This window comes from Candidatus Brocadia sp., from assembly GCA_021646415.1.
Classification (GTDB): Bacteria; Planctomycetota; Brocadiia; order Brocadiales; family Brocadiaceae; genus Brocadia.
The window spans coordinates 408,255-427,183 of record SOEU01000002.1 but is presented as its reverse complement, the minus strand read 5'-3'; the positions used below and the strand labels follow the sequence as shown (position 1 = coordinate 427,183).

The 18,929-nt window shown below is 40.8% G+C and carries 10 protein-coding genes; 2 read left to right on the top strand and 8 right to left on the bottom strand.

The window, feature by feature from the left end; translation table 11 throughout:
• On the bottom strand, positions 1 to 195 hold a 195-nt coding region (locus tag E3K36_03820; protein MCF6154380.1), incomplete at its 3' end, for an IS4 family transposase.
• A 407-nt stretch (positions 196 to 602) separates the two neighbouring features.
• Positions 603 to 3,269, bottom strand: coding sequence for an HAD family hydrolase (locus E3K36_03815; GenBank protein ID MCF6154379.1), 2,667 nt, complete (start codon positions 3,267 to 3,269; stop codon positions 603 to 605).
• Between the two features lie 284 nt (positions 3,270 to 3,553).
• Between E3K36_03815 and E3K36_03810 the strand changes: the two genes are divergently transcribed.
• Positions 3,554 to 3,865, top strand: a complete 312-nt coding sequence (locus E3K36_03810) for a DUF3181 family protein (GenBank protein MCF6154378.1) — start codon at positions 3,554 to 3,556, stop codon at positions 3,863 to 3,865.
• A gap of 1 nt (position 3,866) precedes the next feature.
• Here the strand turns inward: E3K36_03810 and E3K36_03805 are convergent, their stop codons facing one another.
• Complete coding sequence (locus E3K36_03805; protein MCF6154377.1) at positions 3,867 to 6,848, bottom strand: malto-oligosyltrehalose synthase; 2,982 nt, start codon at positions 6,846 to 6,848, stop codon at positions 3,867 to 3,869.
• Between the two features lie 67 nt (positions 6,849 to 6,915).
• Complete coding sequence (gene malQ / locus E3K36_03800) at positions 6,916 to 8,418, bottom strand: 4-alpha-glucanotransferase (protein MCF6154376.1); 1,503 nt, start codon at positions 8,416 to 8,418, stop codon at positions 6,916 to 6,918.
• A 94-nt stretch (positions 8,419 to 8,512) separates the two neighbouring features.
• On the opposite strand from malQ, the gene E3K36_03795 reads away from it, so the two are divergent.
• Positions 8,513 to 8,743: a hypothetical protein gene (locus E3K36_03795; GenBank protein ID MCF6154375.1), complete on the top strand. Its 231-nt coding sequence runs from the start codon at positions 8,513 to 8,515 to the stop codon at positions 8,741 to 8,743.
• On the opposite strand, the gene E3K36_03790 is transcribed toward E3K36_03795, so the two are convergent.
• The 4 genes from E3K36_03790 to treZ form a co-directional block, all read right to left on the bottom strand.
• On the bottom strand, positions 8,740 to 11,181 hold the full coding sequence (locus E3K36_03790) for a DUF3536 domain-containing protein (protein ID MCF6154374.1): 2,442 nt from the start codon (positions 11,179 to 11,181) through the stop codon (positions 8,740 to 8,742). The two genes, E3K36_03795 and E3K36_03790, sit on opposite strands and share 4 nt — an antisense overlap.
• 399 nt (positions 11,182 to 11,580) lie before the next feature.
• Positions 11,581 to 14,910: a maltose alpha-D-glucosyltransferase gene (treS, locus tag E3K36_03785; protein ID MCF6154373.1), complete on the bottom strand. Its 3,330-nt coding sequence runs from the start codon at positions 14,908 to 14,910 to the stop codon at positions 11,581 to 11,583.
• 12 nt (positions 14,911 to 14,922) lie between these two features.
• Positions 14,923 to 16,908, bottom strand: a complete 1,986-nt coding sequence (locus tag E3K36_03780; protein MCF6154372.1) for an alpha-1,4-glucan--maltose-1-phosphate maltosyltransferase — start codon at positions 16,906 to 16,908, stop codon at positions 14,923 to 14,925.
• Between the two features lie 105 nt (positions 16,909 to 17,013).
• Complete coding sequence (treZ, locus tag E3K36_03775; GenBank protein MCF6154371.1) at positions 17,014 to 18,846, bottom strand: malto-oligosyltrehalose trehalohydrolase; 1,833 nt, start codon at positions 18,844 to 18,846, stop codon at positions 17,014 to 17,016.
• Positions 18,847 to 18,929 lie beyond the last annotated feature (83 nt).

Sequence of the window (18,929 nt, the reverse complement as noted above, 5' to 3'; positions counted from 1 at the left end):
TAAGTTGGCACGCTTGGCTCGAACGACTGTCTCGCGCAATGAATAACCACATCCTAAATGAATTAGTAATGTTCGAAGAAGTTTTTCTTCAGATTTATCCTTGCGCAAGCCTTTTAAAGCATTTGTAGCGACAGCTAAACTTTTCCAATCGTTTGGGAAAAAGGTTTTGAGAAGATCCCAATCTTCATTCATCATGGCTTTGTTCTCCTATAAGTAGCGGGATGATTGATATAAATATACCATGATGAATAAAATTTGTCAATAAAACAAGTTAGCGCTTGTGGGGTGAAGCCCCCTGCAAATGGAGAATATCGTGGCTAGCCCTGAAAGGGCGAAAGGAATTCGGGTGACCAGCATATTCATATTTTTAGCGATGCATTTTTGTGTCGAGCACAAAAATAGAGTTCCCTTGCCCGCTAAATACCATTCGTGAAAGGCTTTTTTCATAGAGTCCTTTCGCCCCTTCGGGGCTTGTTGCTTTTGTTATTCAAAAACAGGGGGTTTCACCCCCTGCTATATTCTAACGGCCTTTCAGGCCTCAATTTCTGTATTGATTGTCTGATTTTGTTTGCTATGAGCGGTAGTGTCTGAAAATACGTGTTTTAAGTTTTCAAAAACCACCGCCTCCTTATCCATTTATCAATCTCAACGGCAATTATGATGGTCACTGTGATCGCTCCTACGTTTACCCATTCCATTTCAGTAAGTGGCTCTGTCCTGAAAACCCACTGAAGGGCGGGTACGTAAAGCACTGCAAGCTGGGCAAAAAATGCGGCTATCATGCTGTAGAACAAAAAAAGATTGCTCAGAGGATTGACCCTGAAGACAGACTGCATTTCAGAACGTGAATTCCATGCCTGAAAGAACTGGAAGAAGACCATCGTTGTCATGGCAACAGATCGTGCCTTTTCAAGGGAGACACCTTCATGTAAGGCTGCGATAAAGTTATAGACAACGCCTCCACTGATTATAAGGGCTACAAGAAAGGTTCTTTCTATCAGAAGCCGGGACATTATACCTTCACCCGGCTCTCTCGGAGGCCTGTTTATTATCCCTTTTTCTCCCGGTTCAAAGGCAAGGGCGACATCCTGCAAACCATTCGTGACGATATTTATCCAGATAAGCTGTGTGGGCACGTATGGCATTGGTATACCAAGGATAAGCGCGGCAATAATGGAAATTATGGTAGCTATGCCGGTTGGTATAAGGAAGAAGACGACCTTGCGGATATTGTCAAAGAGTATCCGTCCCTCTTTGACGGCATTAAATATACTTGCAAAATTATCGTCTACAAGGACCATGTCAGACGCCTCCTTTGCAACATCGGTTCCTGTTCTTCCCATAGCGATACCGATATGCGCTTCCTTGAGGGCGGGGGCATCATTAACACCATCACCTGTTACAGCGACAATCTCACCGTGCTTCTTCAATTGTTGTACTATCCTCAGCTTGTGTTGTGGAGAGACCCGTGCGTACACAGAGACATCCTTTACCTTATGAAAGAGTTCCTCGTCACTCATCGTTTCAAGTTCCTTACCGGCAATCACCTCAGGATCATCTCCGCTCAATCCGAGTTTTTTTGCAATTGATACTGCTGTAACGGCATGGTCGCCCGTTATCATGACAGTCCTGATGCCAGCCCGCTTACAACCATTCACTGCCTCTATCGATTCCGGTCTTGGCGGATCTATCATTCCCTGTAAACTTGCAAAGATCAGTCCTGACCCCACGTCATGGTGGGTAAATTCCTCCATGTCGTGAGGGGCTTCCTTGTAAGCAAAGGCAAGTACCCGCATACCCTCTTTTGCAAAATTGCTGGCAATATGTAAAATCTCTTTTTTCTGAGAACCGTCATCAGCCGCAGTTTCGGCACACATATCCAGTACCTTCTCAGGCGCACCTTTCACAAATATAAGCTTTTTTTCGCCGTGCCTGTGAAGGGTTGCCATATAGCCATGTTCAGACTCAAAGGGTATGATTGCAATCTGTGGATAGTGCTTCTTTTCCTCCTCTGGTTTGAGACCTATCTTCATTGCAGAAACAATAAGTGCCCCTTCCGTTGGATCTCCATCAACCTTATACCGACCATCTTCCTCGTAAATATTTGATTCATTGCAGAGAAGTCCTATCCGCAGGACTTGAAGATGTTTTTTCTTCTCCTCTGCTTTAACAGACATTTGATCATGGAGTATCTCACCCTTTGGTTCATATCCGTTCCCGGAAACATCACATATATGCTCTCCATCATAGATTAGCCTGACGGTCATCTCGTTTTTCGTGAGGGTCCCGGTCTTATCGGAACATATAACAGTGGTGCTCCCGAGGGTTTCTGCGGCCGGAAGTTTTCTGATGATGGCGTTCTGTCTTGCCATCCTGGCCACACCTATAGCCATGGCTATGGTCACGACAATGGGAAGTCCTTCAGGTATGGCAGCTACCGCAGCCGCCACTGCGGTCATGAACATGTCGTGTATGTTTTCGCCAATAATTATTCCCATACTAAAAAGCACAACAGAGGCTGCCATAACAATGAATCCAATGTATTTTGCGAAGTTTTCTATCTTTTTCTGAAGTGGCGCCTTTGTAACTCCTATCTCTTTAACCTCCCGGGCAATGCTGCCAAGCACGGTCTTTGACCCTGTCTCTACCACGATGCCCTTTGCCCTTCCACTTACCACGACTGTTCCCATGAAGGCCATATTCTTTTGGTCACCGGGTGTCAAATTATCTTCGCTTATCATTGCAATGGATTTTTCAGCGGGGACTGATTCGCCAGTAAGCATAGCTTCTTCAATCTTTAATTCATACGTCCTGATCAGCCGCAGGTCAGCCGGCACCTTGGTACCAGATGCAAGCAGGACAACATCTCCGGGTACAAGTTCTTCGCTGTTTATCTCCTTCTCTTTACCGTTTCGGATAACCCTTGCCCTTGGTATGAGCATCTTCTTGAGCGCCCTTACGCCCTGTTCCGCCTTATATTCCTGGATATAGCCAATAATTGTGTTAATGACCACAACGGCCATAATTACACCGGTATCAATGTATTCTTTGAGAATGGCTATTACAACGGCGGCTATAAGAAGGATATAAATGAGCGGGCTTGTGAATTGGTGGAGAAGGATTTTCAGCCTGCTAATCTTCTCTTCTTCAATAAGTTTGTTTAAACCGTATTCCTGAAGCCGTTTGCTGACTTCGTCGTCAGTCAATCCCTCTTCAGATGTCCCATGTTTTTGTATTATTTCTTTTGTGTGAATCTGATACCAATTCATATTTTATCCTCTGTGACAAATTCAATAAAACAAATGTGAACTGCTCTCTATCTTAAAAAATATTTTGACATTTTTAGCAAAAATATGAATAAAACGAACCCTGTCAGGGTTTAAAACCCTGACAGGGTTGACTCACAAATTTCGTGCTTCGGTTTTTTGTCTTTTTCCGACTCGTTCTGGTTAAGATAATAATAAAAACATTTCTTTATTATTCTATCCATGTTAAAATAAAACAGTTGCGAATTATTAGTTTTCAATAAAAACAGATAGTAAAGGAAATTTTTATGGGTTTTTTAAATGAAACAGAAATTATCGAAGCCTTGACATCAGAAATTGGAGAGAATATTTATATAGATATTGCTAAATGGCATCTCTATTTATCTGATGCTAAACTTGATAAAGTAATAGCGGAAAAATTATTTCCTTTGTTGGGTAGCGGTTCCATAAATAGTGTACAAATTAATGAAATTCTTCATGAAATAAAAGTGAAAGTAGGCGGTGGTAAGAAAGAATTACCTTTAAGTGATTTAATACCCGATTCTGTTCAAAGTAAACTGATAAAAATTGCAGAAGATATTTTACGAGAAATGTTTTAAATTAAATAATTCTTTCCAGCAAAGCCACAGGAAAATGGGCAAATATCTCTGGTAGATACAAGATAGTTGCATCTGTGTAACTTACGGTTGTAACAACTTCTCCGGTAAAAATGTTCCGGTATTTTTTGTCCGTTTCCTCATGTGGTACAATAATAACCGAGTCTTTCCATACTTCTTTGCCAAAGGGCAGGCTTTCGGGTTGTTGTATAAGCCTTGTTATTAGTCTGGGGGTAACAACCAGCGCTGCGAGATTTCCAAATCTCCTCACAAACGAGCAAACATTCACAGCCTTTTCTCCCATTGCTTCAAGGGGAGAATATTCCCCGCGCTCAAATATCTCTCTATTTGCTTTTCGGTAATTGAGGGCTTTATACATCAGATAGAGCTTTATCTTCCCATTATCTTTGTTGATAGTCAATTCCTTCGCAAGATCTGATAACGGCATCTCTTGCTCATTCCGTTTCAGTTCCTCCAGCATCTTGATTCTAATACTATAATCAACGGGTCTGCGGTTGTCCGGATCAACAAGACTGAAATCCCACAACTCAGTTCCTTGATAAAAATCAGGAATACCCGGGGAGGTTATCTTGAGCAATGTTTGTGAAAGGGAGTTGTATATGCCGTAATGGGATATTTGCTTTTGAAATGCTTGAAAATCTTTCAGGAATTTATTTCTTCGTGTAGTATTCAAGATAGCCTCGATAAAGCTCATCAGGATATTCTCGTAATTCGCATTGGGATTTATCCAGCTCGTATTGACCTTTGCCTCCCTTAAGGCCTTTACCATGTAATCTTTAATCCGCTTCTTAAATATTTCGTATTCAGGTCCGGTCGTTGGTTCAATAGGCCATGCACCGATAAGGGTTTGGTAAAGAAGGTATTCTTCATTCAGGTCTGGTACAGTCTGTCCTTCAACAACAACGACATTTTTCTTATTTAATCTTCTCCACCGTGTTAAATGTTCTTTCCATTCATCAGGAATTTCCGAAAGGACGTTAATCCTTGCCCGTACATCCTCGCTGCGTTTTGAGTCATGGGTGGAGGTGGCAATAAGGGTGTGCGGCCAGAATTTGCTTCTTTCTATATTCTGTCCATGGAAAGTTTCCATAGGTGTACCGAATCTTTCCGGACTTCCACCTACTTCATTAAGGGAAACGAGGCGATTATAAATATAAAAGGAGGTATCCTCAAGCCCTTTCGCCGTGACAGGACCTGTAATCTGCTGAAATTTCATAACGAAATCAAGCCATTCCCTTTGGTCGGCGTCTTTAAAATTTTCGGGATACTTCAGCAAAAGGACGTCTTTGAGAAAATCAAAAACAGATTCGCTCATGGCAGGATTTTTTCTTTTTGCCTTTGACACAGCAATCTCAATATATCGTTTGTCCCTTTCAGCGACCTCTGATGGTTTTGTATAGGTTCTATATACCGGGAAAAAGGCAATGGTTTCCTTTATAGCATTTGTAAGGCTGTTCAAGGTAAAATCCCTTGTATGTCTGTTTTTTTCCGATAGCCGGTTCAGATAGTGTCCCAGTGTATTGACTTCACTCGACATAATCACTTCCATAATTAATTTTTTCTTTTCATAAACAATATTCTGGAAATCAGGCTTTGATCTGATGAACCTGGTGTATATATCATCAAATATTTTTACATTCATTGTTTCGACAAAGATGCCATTGAGGGAGTTCAAAAAGTCATATCCTGTCGTGCCAAAGATGGGCCAGTCTTCTGGTATCTTTTCACCTTTGATAAGGATTTTTTCGCCGATAATATAAAAAGCCTTTAACTGGGGATTCGTTGACAACAGTTCATTGTATTGTCTCAATATTTCAGCTTCTCTGTCGGAAGTTTCCGTTCCATATCCTGGAAGATCAAGTCTTTTATAAAGAAAACAGTTTTTCTGCAACCGCCGGAAGTATTCCGAAGGGTTGTAGAGCCCATCGGGATGATCAACCCTCAATCCTGTGACCTTGCCTTCTCTGATAAGTTTAAAAATCAATTTATGGGTTTCCCTGAAAACAAGTGGGTTTTCCATACGGATTGCTGCAAGGTCATTGATATCAAAGAATCTCCGGTAATTTATTTCTTCGGTAGCCACGCTCCATTGCGAAAGCCTGTAGTTCTGCTGATTAAGGAGATTATCAAGAAAATTAAAGCTTTCGGGCTTACCTTTTTCGCCATTAAATATTTTTACATTTTCATCTATGAATGTTTTAAAACCGGGATTTTCATTGTAGAGATTCCACAATCTTTTCCTTATGATTTCTTTTTCACGATATCGTTCCGCAATCCTTTCCGGATCCTTTTCGGTATATGAGGGTAAATGGTTTAATGCAGTAATAATACTCAAAAGCTCGTTAAGATGGGGGTTTTCAGGAGAGAGAAGATTTTTTAGATCATCTATGCGATATTGTAAAATATCTATATATGTCTTCGGTCTTATGGGAAATTTGTGCTTATAATAACAAAGAAAGAAATCGCCGTTTTCAAAGACAAGCTGCAATTCCTGCCTTTCAAGAACAACTCCATATTGATCGCCTAAAATAGGGATAAGTACTTTGTCTTTCAGTTCTATTTTTACCGGTTCCCAGTCTATGTCAAAGAAGTCTGCATAGATAGAGCCTGGTCCGTTTTCAAGGACATCCATCCACCAGGTATTTTCTTTACTGGTAATGCACATGTGGTTTGGAACGATGTCAAGGATTTGACCCATTCCGTACTTCCATAACTCTTGTATCATTCCATGGTATTCTTCTTCTGTTCCAATTTCCGGGTTCAGGGTATTGTGTTCAACGATGTCATAGCCATGAAGACTACCTTCTTTTGCCTTAAAATAGGGGGAAGCATAAATATCACTAATACCGATATCGGAAAGGTACTGAATAATATTTTTTGCATCTGAGAATTGAAACAGACGACTGAATTGTAGCCTGTATGTTGAATCAGGTATTCGGGGATCTGATGTTGTTTCTGTGGTCATGTATTGTTTACTTTGTCAATTGTTTAAACATTCGAAATTTTAAAGAACTGGTATTTAATTTTTTACTTCATCCTCTGCCGTATATCATGGTTGCTTCCGATAGTTCTTGTATCTGGGCAGGTGTTATCTGTTCTGGCAGGAGCCTCCATTTCCAATTATTTTCAGAAGTTGCAGGAAAATTCATTCGTGACTCTTCACCATGTCCGAGAATATCCTGCATGGGTATAACAACCATGTTTGCAACCGACATCATAGCAAGTCTGATAAGATGATGGTGGATATTATCTTCTGTGACTTCTCTTCCCAGGTATTTTTGAATTCTGTCCCTGTCTTCATGACTTAGTTCTTTTTTGTACCAGCCCTTCGTTGTATTATTATCATGCGTTCCGGAATAAACAACGCAGCTTGTAGTGTAATTGTGCGGAATAAATGGACTTGTTGGTAAATCTTTTCCAAATGCGTATTGGAGTACTTTCATTCCGGGAATTCCAAAGATACTCATAATCTCCCTTACTTCCGGTGTTATTTCTTCCCCCAGGTCTTCTGCAATAATGGGGAGACTTGGGAAGTGTCTATACAATAAATCAAAAAAATCTTTAACAGGGGCATTTACCCATTTCCCATTCACTGCCGTCTTTTCTCCTGCTGGAACTTCCCAGTATGAAACAAAACCCCTGAAGTGATCGAGCCTGACAATGTCATAGAGTTTCAGATTGAATTCTATACGTTTCAGCCACCATGAGAAACCAGTTTCTTTCAGAACATCCCAGTTATAAACAGGATTTCCCCACAATTGCCCCGTTGCACTGAAATAATCCGGAGGGACTCCCGCAACGAATAGGGGCTTTTGGGCATTATCTAACTTGAAAATTTCTGGTTTAGCCCATACTTCGGCGCTGTCATAGGTTACATAAATAGGTATATCGCCGATTATTTGTATGTTTTTTGAGTTACAGTATTTTTTCAGAGAATACCACTGTTTAAAAAAGAGGAATTGATAAAACTTTTCCATGAGTATTCTTTCTTTCAATTTTTCTTTCCAACTTCTTACAACTTCTTCTTTTCTGTACTTTAAATCCTCAGGCCAATCACTCCAGGAAACTCCATGAAAGTGTTCCTTTAAAGTGATAAACAGGGTATAATCGTCGAGCCAGTATTTGTTTTCATTACAGAACTCTTCAAATTCAAAGTCTTTTTCCAGTTTGCGATGAATGTGTTTGTATGCTATGCGAAGAATGTTCTCTTTGTACTCAGTAACAGTCTTATATTCAACCCTGTCACGTGGAAAGGTAACAGAACCTTCTATATCAGACTTTAAAAGAATGCCGTCCCGAACAAGAAGATCAAGGCTTATCATAAGATGATTTCCAGCAAAAGCCGAATAACTGCTATAAGGACTATTTCCATATACTGTTCGGGTCGGGTTTAACGGGAGGACTTGCCATAAGCATTGTCTGGTTTCTGCAAGAAAATCCACAAATTTGTAAGCTGTGTCTCCAAAATCTCCCACACCATGAGGTGATGGGAGAGAAGTAATGTGAAGTAGTATACCGCTTCTTCTTCTGTTCATTTTTGTTCCTCACTTATGAAAAATCGTAACACTTTAGTTTTTTGAAAAACTATCAAGGCAAAGCCTTGTGCTGATTTCGCCCCGGAGGGGCAAATTGCTCATAGGCAGGCGATTTATTGCCTGTGTTAAGAGAAAGATAAAAATAAGCCCTGTAGGGGCGAATGAAGATTATGGATACAAAATCGTCTCAATCGTCCCTACGGGACTGTATTTCTCTTTGATAAAAATACAGGCAATAAATTGCCTGCCTATTGCCTCACGTCCCTATAGGGACTTAAAAAGCACAACTCATCTTTCAAAAACTAAACTGTTTCGAAAAATTTAATCTTCTGGTAGCACTGCTGTTATATTAAAAAACAGGTTATGGCCAATCTGTTTGAATACTTCAACCCATCTGGCAGCGTCTTTATCGCCAGATTTTTGTTTTGATAAAAATTCTTTATACTGTGTTTTTGCTATTTTGAAATAGATATTTTGCGTAAACCAAAAATTTATTTCTATAGGTAGTGAATGTAATAATTCTATTACTTTTTGGGTCTCTAAGAGGAGAGAAATATCCGATAGATTACTGCCAAATTTATTCATCATTTCCTCGGCTTTATGCCGGACTTTATATTCGAGCTCCAAAGGCTCTGCGGTAAGATGCCATTTCTTCATGTCATTGATTATAGCGTGTATTTTTTCAGTATCTATTTCTTCCCCGAATGCTGTTTTTAAATCAACATTAAGTATAAAATCAGCAGCTGTATAAAACGCCTTTGGAATAGGGATGCCCGTCTCCTGTAAAAAACCCATCAGGATGCAGTTATTCTCATACATATCCCGATATGTATCTTCGAACTCTTGTATCGTCGAACTGATAACCTGATTTAAAATCTTACGTTGCTGGTCCTTGAAAAGGTCCCGCAAGGAATAATTGTGCATGCCAAAATGCTTGTCCATCATCCTCACAATATCTGCAAGGGCACCTTTTTTAAATACTGCGATCATTTCACCTTTCATGGATTGATATTCATCATTTCCGGGAAAATTACTAACACCGCCATTAAAATCGTGATTACCGAGGTGTAGCCCGCTAAAAATCATGTGTTCTGACTTGCCGGTAATCCCTGAAGTAACAAGAATCCGGCCTATAGCTAAACTCATTCTTCCCGCTTCTACCTTTTGATAGTCTTCTATAGCTACCACATAGCAATAAATCTTTGTCATTTCTGCATAGGTTTCAAAGAGGGAACTTACAGCAAAGTGTACACCAACCTCCTTGAGATCTATGATGGTGGGTTTCACAAATCCTTCATAAATATGTGCGCCGTCACGATGTTCAGGGAAGTTACTTTTTGCTTTCGAAAGCCTTTCCTGAAAGGCACTTTCGAGATCATTGGTAATAAGGTCTTTGGACAATTGGATAGTTCTGCCTGCATATTCCATAATTTGAACGGTTTCAAGACCAGAAATATCAGCAAAAAACCATCCACAACTTGTGTACATCAGCATGGCATGCCTTTGAATTTCCAGGAGTTTGAGAACAATTATCCTCTCCTCTTCATTCAAATTTTTTGTTGCATGCCTTGCAATAAATCTGTCAATGGTTTCCTGAGAACGATTAAGGATGACTCCAATGTATTCATCCCTTGCTTCCCATGGATTCTTAAGATATTCTTTTGCCTTATTTTCATATATTGACACCAATTGATCTCTGAGCCAGTCCATGGCATCACGAAGTGGACCCCTCCATTCCTGGCTCCATTCAGGAGGTCCTCCGGATTTACATCCGCAGTTACTTTTCCATCGTTCTATACCATGCATACAACTCCATGATGTATTTTCATGTATTTGAATTTCGTGTGCTGAAGGATGTTTTTCGAGATATTCTCCATAATTTGTCAGCTTTGCCAATTTATTGTTCTCAATATGATTAAGGACAAAGGTAAGCGCCATACCCCCATATCTATGGTGATGCCCGTAGGATTCCCCATCTGTCGCAATGTTAAGAATTTGTGGCCATTTTCTTGTGTCGGAAAAACCGCCCAACAGTCGGTTTGCAAAATCTTCTCCCCGATTTAGTAAGTTTTCAAATGCGACTGCCTGGGATATAGGCCCATCATAAAAAAAGATATTTATTGTCCTGCCTGATGGTAATTTGCATAAATAAGCCCTTGTGGGATCAATTCGCCCTCCACTTACATCTTTCCACTTTTCAGCACTAAGTTTCCTTACCCTGAATGCCTGATGCGGGGCAAGGATGGTAAATTTTATGCCATGTTCCGCAAGCATGTCCAACGTTTCCATATCGACTGCAGTCTCTGACAGCCACATACCTTCAGGGGAACGCTTAAATCTATACTCAAAGTCCTTTATACCCCAAAGTATTTGAGTGCGTTTATCGCGGGTATTGGCAAGTGGCATAATAATATGATTATAAATCTGTGCAATTGCATTACCATGTCCCGAACGCCATTCCATACTTTGTCTGTCTGCATCAAGTATTGCCCGATAAATATCAGGAGCATATACTTCCATCCATGAAAGGAGGGTAGGGCCAAAATTGAAACTTATCCTGCTATAATTGTTGACAATGTCCATGATGCGTCTTTCGGCATCCAAAACTCTGGATGCAGAATTCGGGGCGTAGCATTCGGCGTTGACCTTCTCATTCCAGTCATGGTAAGGAAAAGCAGAGTCCTGTATTTCTATTGCTTCGAGCCACGGATTTTCCCTTGGTGGCTGATAGAAGTGTCCATGTATGCAAATATATCTGTCCATAGTATTACGCCGTAAGGCTTTTTCTCCTTTCTCGTATTTAGATTTTTACTCTTTACGTTTAACTGAGGTTTCGCTATCTTGATGCTAAGGAATTTCAAACACCCCCATAATCCCCCGCAAACGGAGGGGAAGTTGCCGAAGGCTTAATTAAATAGAAAGGAATTTCAATCTTGTAGGGTGCGTCCCACGCACCAAAACAATCCAACGTATGGATGGTGCGTGGGACGCACCCTACACAAACTGTTCTCGTGGGACCGGCATCCTTGCCTCTCATCATTGCAAAGAGAGATCTTACGATGTTAAAATTCCTCGCGGAGTTTACACTGAACAATGTGAATGTGTTCGGAATAACAAGAAGGTCGTTGGGTTTTTGTCTTTTAAAACCCAACCTAATTAATGTTACCGGACCTCCAGCAAATGTTTTATCCCCTTTAATGGGATAATTACCCATTCAGGCCGATTGTTTAATTCGTATCCGAGTTCATAAACCGCCTTTTCCAGGAGATAAGCTCTTAGCATGATGTTGAGCTCCTCTTTGTCCCTGGGGATAAAAGGGGCATTTTCTGCCGTATTGAGGTATGACCGTAAAAAGGTGCCCCCAACATATCTGTACCAGAGATTGAGCCATGGTTCAAGTACCGGAATATCCTCCGGTCTAACGGACGCATGCTTGAGAAGCGCTGTGTGGGCTGCGTAGTGAAAGGAGCGTATCATACCTGCCACATCTCTTAATGGCGATCTCTTCAGTCTTCTTTCGGTCAAAGTCCTTGCGGGTTCTCCTTCAAAGTCAATAATAACAAAATCATTTCCCGTGTGAAGAACCTGCCCAAGGTGATAATCTCCATGGATTCGTATCTTCATTGCAGATAGTTTTCTTTTGAAAAGAACACTAAAGCGACCCATGATCTCTTTTTCAAAATTCAATATCTCGTTCGTTAACTCTTTTAGATTGTCCGGTAAATTATTCAGATTTTTTCTTGCAAGTGAAAAAACCTTTTTTGTAAGAAGTTGCATAGCTTGATAAAGGGATCTTTGGTAAAGCACTGAGAAAGGTTCAGGTCTGAAATCAGGATCTTCTGTTTCGGAAGAAAGTGACAAGTGAAGTTCTGCCGTTCTTTTCCCCAGAAGGGTTATCATTTCAATATAGACACCCCCGATTAATTCCTGAAAAAGTAAAGGTATTTCCTGAAAAGCAATCTCTAAAAGAGAGGATGGTGCCGTTGGAATTTCCTGAATTTCGGCCCTTTTGGCGAGGACTCTGCCGAAATATCTCCCCACCCAATCAAGGGTATATGCCCAGGCATCTCCCTGATTAGGAATAAAGGCTTGAAGCATACCAATGACCACTGGTTCAGAGCCTTGTCTCCTGTATTCTATTGCTCCGGCAAAGGAAGGGATATGAGAAAAAGAAGTATTCTCGGTGAGGAACCTTCCGATTTCTAAATCGGGATTTATTCCTTCGTCCAGGCGTCTATACAGTTTTAAAAAAAGTTCTTTGCCATAAAGAAAGGACGAATTGCTCTGTTCGGCTTTGAGAACCTGTGATTTTTCTGACAGAATTTCTTTTAGTTTATACTTTTTAAAAGCCTTTCCCGTATAGGTGACAAGATATCCGTTGAAACCACGAACAGTATGTTTTCGCGTAAACATTTTCAGGAGATGTTTGCGAAATTCTTCATTATAGATACTATCATAGAGAATGCCTTCGGCGCTTTGGGTCTTTAGATGTGCAACTACCGCCGGAAAATTTTCAATTACAATACTTTCTGCTTTATCTCCGGATGAAAAGGAAAGGGGAAGAAGGTATGTATCGGATAGTTCCGTAATATATCTGACCTCGATCAAGAGCAGTTGCGTAACACAAGAATTTTCACTGAGTGAAATATTTTCAATGATTTTAACCCCTTGCATCTCCTGGGCCTTACCACCAAACCATCTGCACATTTTTATATAAGAAGGCAGTATTTCCCTTTCTAACTTTTCTATTGTTTTCCCCTCAAATACTGATTCCCAACTTCCACTCACGCTCAATTCTGGGATAGTTCGTATCTTTTCAAACCTTACGCCACCATCTGCTTTTTGTATGGCAAACCAATAATAATCATGACGTCCGATCGTAAGTATATAAGGCGTTTCTGTTATTATTGGAAATTTATTTCTGCTGAATACTTCCTCTGGCCAATATCCGGAAAACCGTGAAAGGTCAAGTTTTACTACCTGGGAAAATCGTGAAAGGTTGACTACCGTAAGAATGACCTCATTTTGATACCGACGTATAAACGCAAGCACCTTTGGGTTGTCTGAAAACAAGAACTCAATGCTTCCCCTTCCAAACGCCTTAAAACGTTTCCTCATTGCAATAACCCTTCGCATCCACCAGAGAAGAGACGCCTGATTCCGTTCCTGATTCTCAACATTAACAGCTTCGTAGTGATACTCCGGGTCCATGATAATAGGAAGAAAGAGTTTCTGCGGGTTTGCCCTGGAAAAGCCGGCATTCCTGTCCACATTCCACTGCATGGGAGTTCTTACGCCATCTCTGTCCCCAAGGTGGTAATTATCTCCCATGCCAATCTCATCGCCGTAGTAAATAATGGGGGTGCCGGGAAGGGAAAAGAGGAGTGCATTCATAAGCTCTATCTTCCTCCTGTTGTTTCCAAGAAGCGGGGCAAGACGCCGTCGGATACCAAGATTTATCCTTGCAACAGGGTCTCTTGCATAGACCCTGTACATATAATCTCTTTCTTCATCACTTACCATCTCGAGGGTAAGCTCGTCATGATTTCTCAGAAAGAGCGCCCATTGGCATACATCCGGTATCGATGGGGTCTGTTCAAAGATGTCTATTATGGGAAATCTGTCTTCCATCCAGATTGCCATGAATAGTCTTGGCATCAATGGAAAGTGGAAAGTCATGTGACATTCATCGCCATTCCCAAAATAGGCTATTGCATCCTCCGGCCACTGGTTTGCCTCGGCAAGAAGCATCTTGTTTTTAAATCCGCTGTCTACATGTACCCTGAGCTTCTTCAGGAATTCATGGGTCTCAGGCAGATTTTCACAGTTTGTTCCTTCTCTTTCAAAGAGATAAGGAACGGCGTCCAAACGGAACCCATCTACACCCATATCCAGCCAATAGTCAATAACTCTCAGAATTTTCTTTTGCACAAGAAGGTTGTCGAAGTTTAGATCAGGCTGATGCGCATAAAATCGGTGCCAGTAGTGGGACTTTGCTACAGGATCCCATGTCCAGTTTGACGATTCAAAATCTTTGAATATTATCCTGGCATCCTGATACTTTTCCGAAGTACTGCTCCAGACGTAGAAATTCCTCAATGCAGAGCCTGGTTTCGCCTTCCTGGCCCCCTGAAACCAGACATGCCGTTCAGAAGTATGGTTTAAAACCAGTTCTGTAATAACCCGTATCCCTCTTTTGTGGGCCTCTTTGACAAATTCCTTGAAATCCCTTAATAAACCGTAATCAGGATGCACGCCAAAATAATTTGCTATATCATATCCATCGTCCTTAAGGGGAGAGGGGTAAAAGGGGAGAAGCCATATGGCAGTTATCCCAAGATGCTCCAGATAGTCTAATTTACTGGTCAGTCCTTTAAAATCTCCAATTCCATCGTCATTGAAGTCATAGAAAGCCTTTACGTGAAGCTCGTAGATGATGGCATCCTTATACCAGAAGGGATCGCCTTCGGTATAAACCACTTTTTGTGGCATTATCGATTCTCCTTACAGGAAATAATCAAAATCAGTTTCTCTTTTCAATTTCTTCCTTACTTTGAAAATATGGGCTGGCATATCATGTGGTTTGAGTTCCACATAATTATTTTCACCGTGCCAGATATATTTGCCATCGCTTAACAGATCGTGAACGAGGTACGGCTGGTCTGCATCTATTCCAAACTTGCTAATAGGGACTTTTACCCATCCAGACTGGTTGTGATAGGGATCAAGATTTACCACAACCAGGATTATGTTAGAATAATCTTCCGTTGCCTTTCCGTAAGCGATAAGATATTCATTGTTTACTTCATAGAATTGGACATTCCCTGTGATCTGAAGAGCAGGGTTTTCCTTTCGTACCCGATTAACCCTGGCAATATAATCTTTGAGATTTCCTGGACTATCCCATTCCCAGTGTTTTATCTCATATTTTTCTGAATTGAGGTACTCTTCCTTTCCGGGAATTGACTCGTTAATGCAGAGTTCAAAGGCGGGACCAAAAATGCCGTAGTTGGATGATAATGTTGCGGCAAGAATAAGTCTGATCATAAATGCAGGCCTGCCTCCGTACTGGAGATGTTCAGGAAGGATGTCGGGTGTGTTGGGCCAGAAGTTGGGCCTGAAATACTCCCTTACGTTGGTCTGGACAAGTTCGTTAATATACTCGATAAATTCTCGCTTTGTATTCCTCCAGGTGAAATAGGTATAGGATTGCGTAAATCCGAGTTTTGCAAGATAGTACATAACCTTCGGTCTTGTGAAGGCCTCTGAAAGAAAGAGAACATCAGGGTATTTTCTCTTTACTTCCTTTATCAGCCATTCCCAGAAAGGAAACGGCTTCGTGTGTGGGTTATCAACCCTGAATATGCGGATGCCTCTTTCCACCCAGAAGACCACGACACTCTTTAATTCATCCCATAGTTGTTGCCACTGTTCTGTTTCAAAATTTAAAGGAAGTACATCTTCGTATTTCTTCGGTGGATTTTCAGCATACTGGACAGAACCGTCAGGACGCCAACGAAACCATCCCGGATGCTCTTTTACATAGGGATGGTCAGGGGAGCACTGGAATGCCAGGTCCAAAGCAAGTTCTATTCCATAACCTTTGGCCCTTTCCTTGAATCGCTCAAGGTCGTTTAATGTACCCAGTTGAGGATGAATGGATTTGTGTCCGCCTTCTTGCGACCCTATTGCCCAAGGGCTTCCAACATCATCAGGATTAACCACAATTGAATTATTCTTGCCTTTACGGTTTGTCTTTCCTATAGGATGAATGGGCGGAAGATAAAACACATCAAAACCCATTTTTGATATTTCCGGAAGGATGCTTTCACAATCCTTGAATGTCCCATGTTTATTAGCCTCTGGAGAGCAGGACCTTGGGAATCGCTCATACCATGCACTAAAAAGGGCTTTTTTTCTGTCTGTTACTATGGTAAGCTCCCTTCCATAATTCGCAGCTGACTGCTTATCCGGATATTTCTTTATGAGGTTACTGAGTTCATTCTTTAGAGCAATTGTCATCAAATCTTGTCTGCTTTCCTCTTTTTTTAAAAAATCTATATACTCTATCAGTGTTTTTTTATTATCTGCCGATACCCTTTGTAATATGCCTTGAATGAGTTGAATTCCGATAAGTATTTCGACCTTTATATCCTGGTTGGCATCGTATTTCTTTTTGAGGTCATCCTGCCAGGTTTTGAAATGATCTATGCCTGCTTCAACTGTATACTTATAAATTCCCATTTCTTCAACAATAAATTCTCCCTGCCACCGGTCATTTTCCAAAAAAAACATAGGAATTTCGAGCCACGTATCATCGTTCTGATATTTGTACAAGACATTTGCCCAAACGGTATCATGTCCATCAGCAAAAATATCAGCGGTAACTACTACCTTTTCTCCAACGATTCTTTTAATGGGAAAACGGCCACCATCGATCTCTGGCTGTAAATTTTCTATAACAACCCTTTTTCTTCCGTCAATTGTCATTTTCCACTTCCAGCTTGTCCGATGTAAGATTTAAATCATACTTCTTTCATATTCCTGATGATTGAATTCTTTGTAGTTTTGTGGTTAAATTTGTTTTGATTGTGGCTACACCGCGATAAGTTTCTTTCTGTTATACAGAACAAAACTCTGTCCCTTTATGTTTATTTCTTCCCCGGAATTGAGTTCCTTTGGGAGAAGCGATCCGGGGCCATTCCATATTTTTTCTGAGGAATCCAGTATTTTATTCCATCTGCCTTCAATAATAGGGACGATCTTTTCCTCAGAACAGTTAAAATTGATAATAAAAAATACTTCATGAGAATCATTCCATCTTCTCATAAGTATGATCTTTTTTCTTCCAAGACTATCTACAATGTAGCTCTTTTTGTCAAGATATGAAAGGACAGGGTTTGTTTTCCTTAACAATATTAAATTCTTATAAAAGTTCAATAAAACTTTGTGATTGCCTCCCGTTCTTTTCTTCCAGTTTATCTTTGATTTCATGAATGTTTCTGCATTTTGTGGGTCTGGCGGTTCACCTTGCCATTTGAACTCACCGAACTCTTTCTTCCTTCCCATTCGCACTGTCTCTATAAGGGCAGGATCGGAATGGCTTACAAAGTAGAGAAATGGGGCATCCTCACCGTACTCTTCTCCCATAAAAAGAAGGGGTATATAGGGGGAGAGAAGGACTATGCCTGCGGCAACTTTAAGAGCCTCAAACGATACAAGGGTGCTGAGCCTTTCCCCCAGCATCCTGTTCCCTATCTGATCGTGGTTTTGTGAAAAAACTACCATTTGATTTGCAGGTATATCCTTTGAAGAATTACCATGATTTTTCTTTCTAAACAGTGAATACTCTCCCGAATAGACAAAGCCTTCTCTTATAGATTTTACCATATGCGCAATCTTTCCGAAATCAATATAATATCCGCGATTTTCTCTGGTAAGAAGGGTATGAAGTGAATGATGAAAGTCATCACACCATACTCCGTCAATACCATACCCCAAGGATTCTCTTGGTATTACAACGCGGGAATCATTTAAATCACTTTCAGCGATGAGGTAATATTTTTTCCCTTGTTTTTGAGAAAATTCTTCAACCCGTTCTGAAAGCTCATAGAGAAAGTGTTTCGCCCCCATGTCAAATATGGCATGAATAGCGTCAATGCGGAGGGCATCCACGTGATAATGCCTGAACCAGTGAATGGCATTTTCAATAAAAAAGTTTCTTACCTCATGAGAATATTGATCATCAAAGTTTATAGCTTCTCCCCATGGCGTTTTGTATTTATCCGTAAAGTACGGTCCGAAGTCCCTGAGATAATTGCCTTCCGGTCCAAGGTGATTGTAAACTACATCAAGTATAACCGCGATGCCCTTTTTATGACATTCATTTATTAAACGTTTAAAGCCTTCTGGGCCGCCGTAGGAATTTTGTACTGCATATGGATACGTTCCATCGTAACCCCAGTTCCTTTCGCCTGGAAACTGGGCAACGGGCATTATTTCTAAGGCATTTATCCCTAGTTCGTTTAATTCATCCAGACGGCAAATTACGGCATCAAAGGTTCCATCGGGTGTGAATGTTCCCACATGCAGCTCATAGATGATCATTTCAGAAAGATCAAATCCTTTCCAATTCCCGTCTTCCCAGGGGAAGGAATGATCTATTACCTGAGAGGGGCCATGGACACCATGAGGCTGATAATGGGATGCGGGATCAGGTCTGTCCGTTTTGTCATCGAGCCAATAAAAGTATGAAATATTTTGGGATGGTTCTTCAATAGTTGTTTTCCAATATTCCCTATCGTCTTTTTTCATGGGAATAATCTTTTTGTATGGCGAAACTACTTTTAACGATACTTGACTCGGAAGAGGAGCCCAGACAACAAATTCGTATCGCCAATTATCTAAGCAATTTACTCCGACTTGCATTTCACGCAATGAAAATTTTGCCCCTTATTTTTGTTATAAGGTCAAACTAATGATCCGTTTATAAATTTTACACTTTCTCCATG

Bases quoted from the DNA above. Each gene is read 5' to 3' on its own strand.
- E3K36_03815 (MCF6154379.1), bottom strand. From the start codon at position 3,269: ATGAATTGGTATCAGATTCACACAAAAGAAATAATACAAAAACATGGG.
- treS (MCF6154373.1), bottom strand. From the start codon at position 14,910: ATGCCACAAAAAGTGGTTTATACCGAAGGCGATCCCTTCTGGTATAAG.
- treZ (MCF6154371.1), bottom strand. From the start codon at position 18,846: ATGCAAGTCGGAGTAAATTGCTTAGATAATTGGCGATACGAATTTGTT.
- malQ (MCF6154376.1), bottom strand. From the start codon at position 8,418: ATGAACAGAAGAAGAAGCGGTATACTACTTCACATTACTTCTCTCCCA.
- E3K36_03810 (MCF6154378.1), top strand. From the start codon at position 3,554: ATGGGTTTTTTAAATGAAACAGAAATTATCGAAGCCTTGACATCAGAA.
- E3K36_03780 (MCF6154372.1), bottom strand. From the start codon at position 16,908: ATGACAATTGACGGAAGAAAAAGGGTTGTTATAGAAAATTTACAGCCA.
- E3K36_03805 (MCF6154377.1), bottom strand. From the start codon at position 6,848: ATGACCACAGAAACAACATCAGATCCCCGAATACCTGATTCAACATAC.
- E3K36_03790 (MCF6154374.1), bottom strand. From the start codon at position 11,181: ATGGACAGATATATTTGCATACATGGACACTTCTATCAGCCACCAAGG.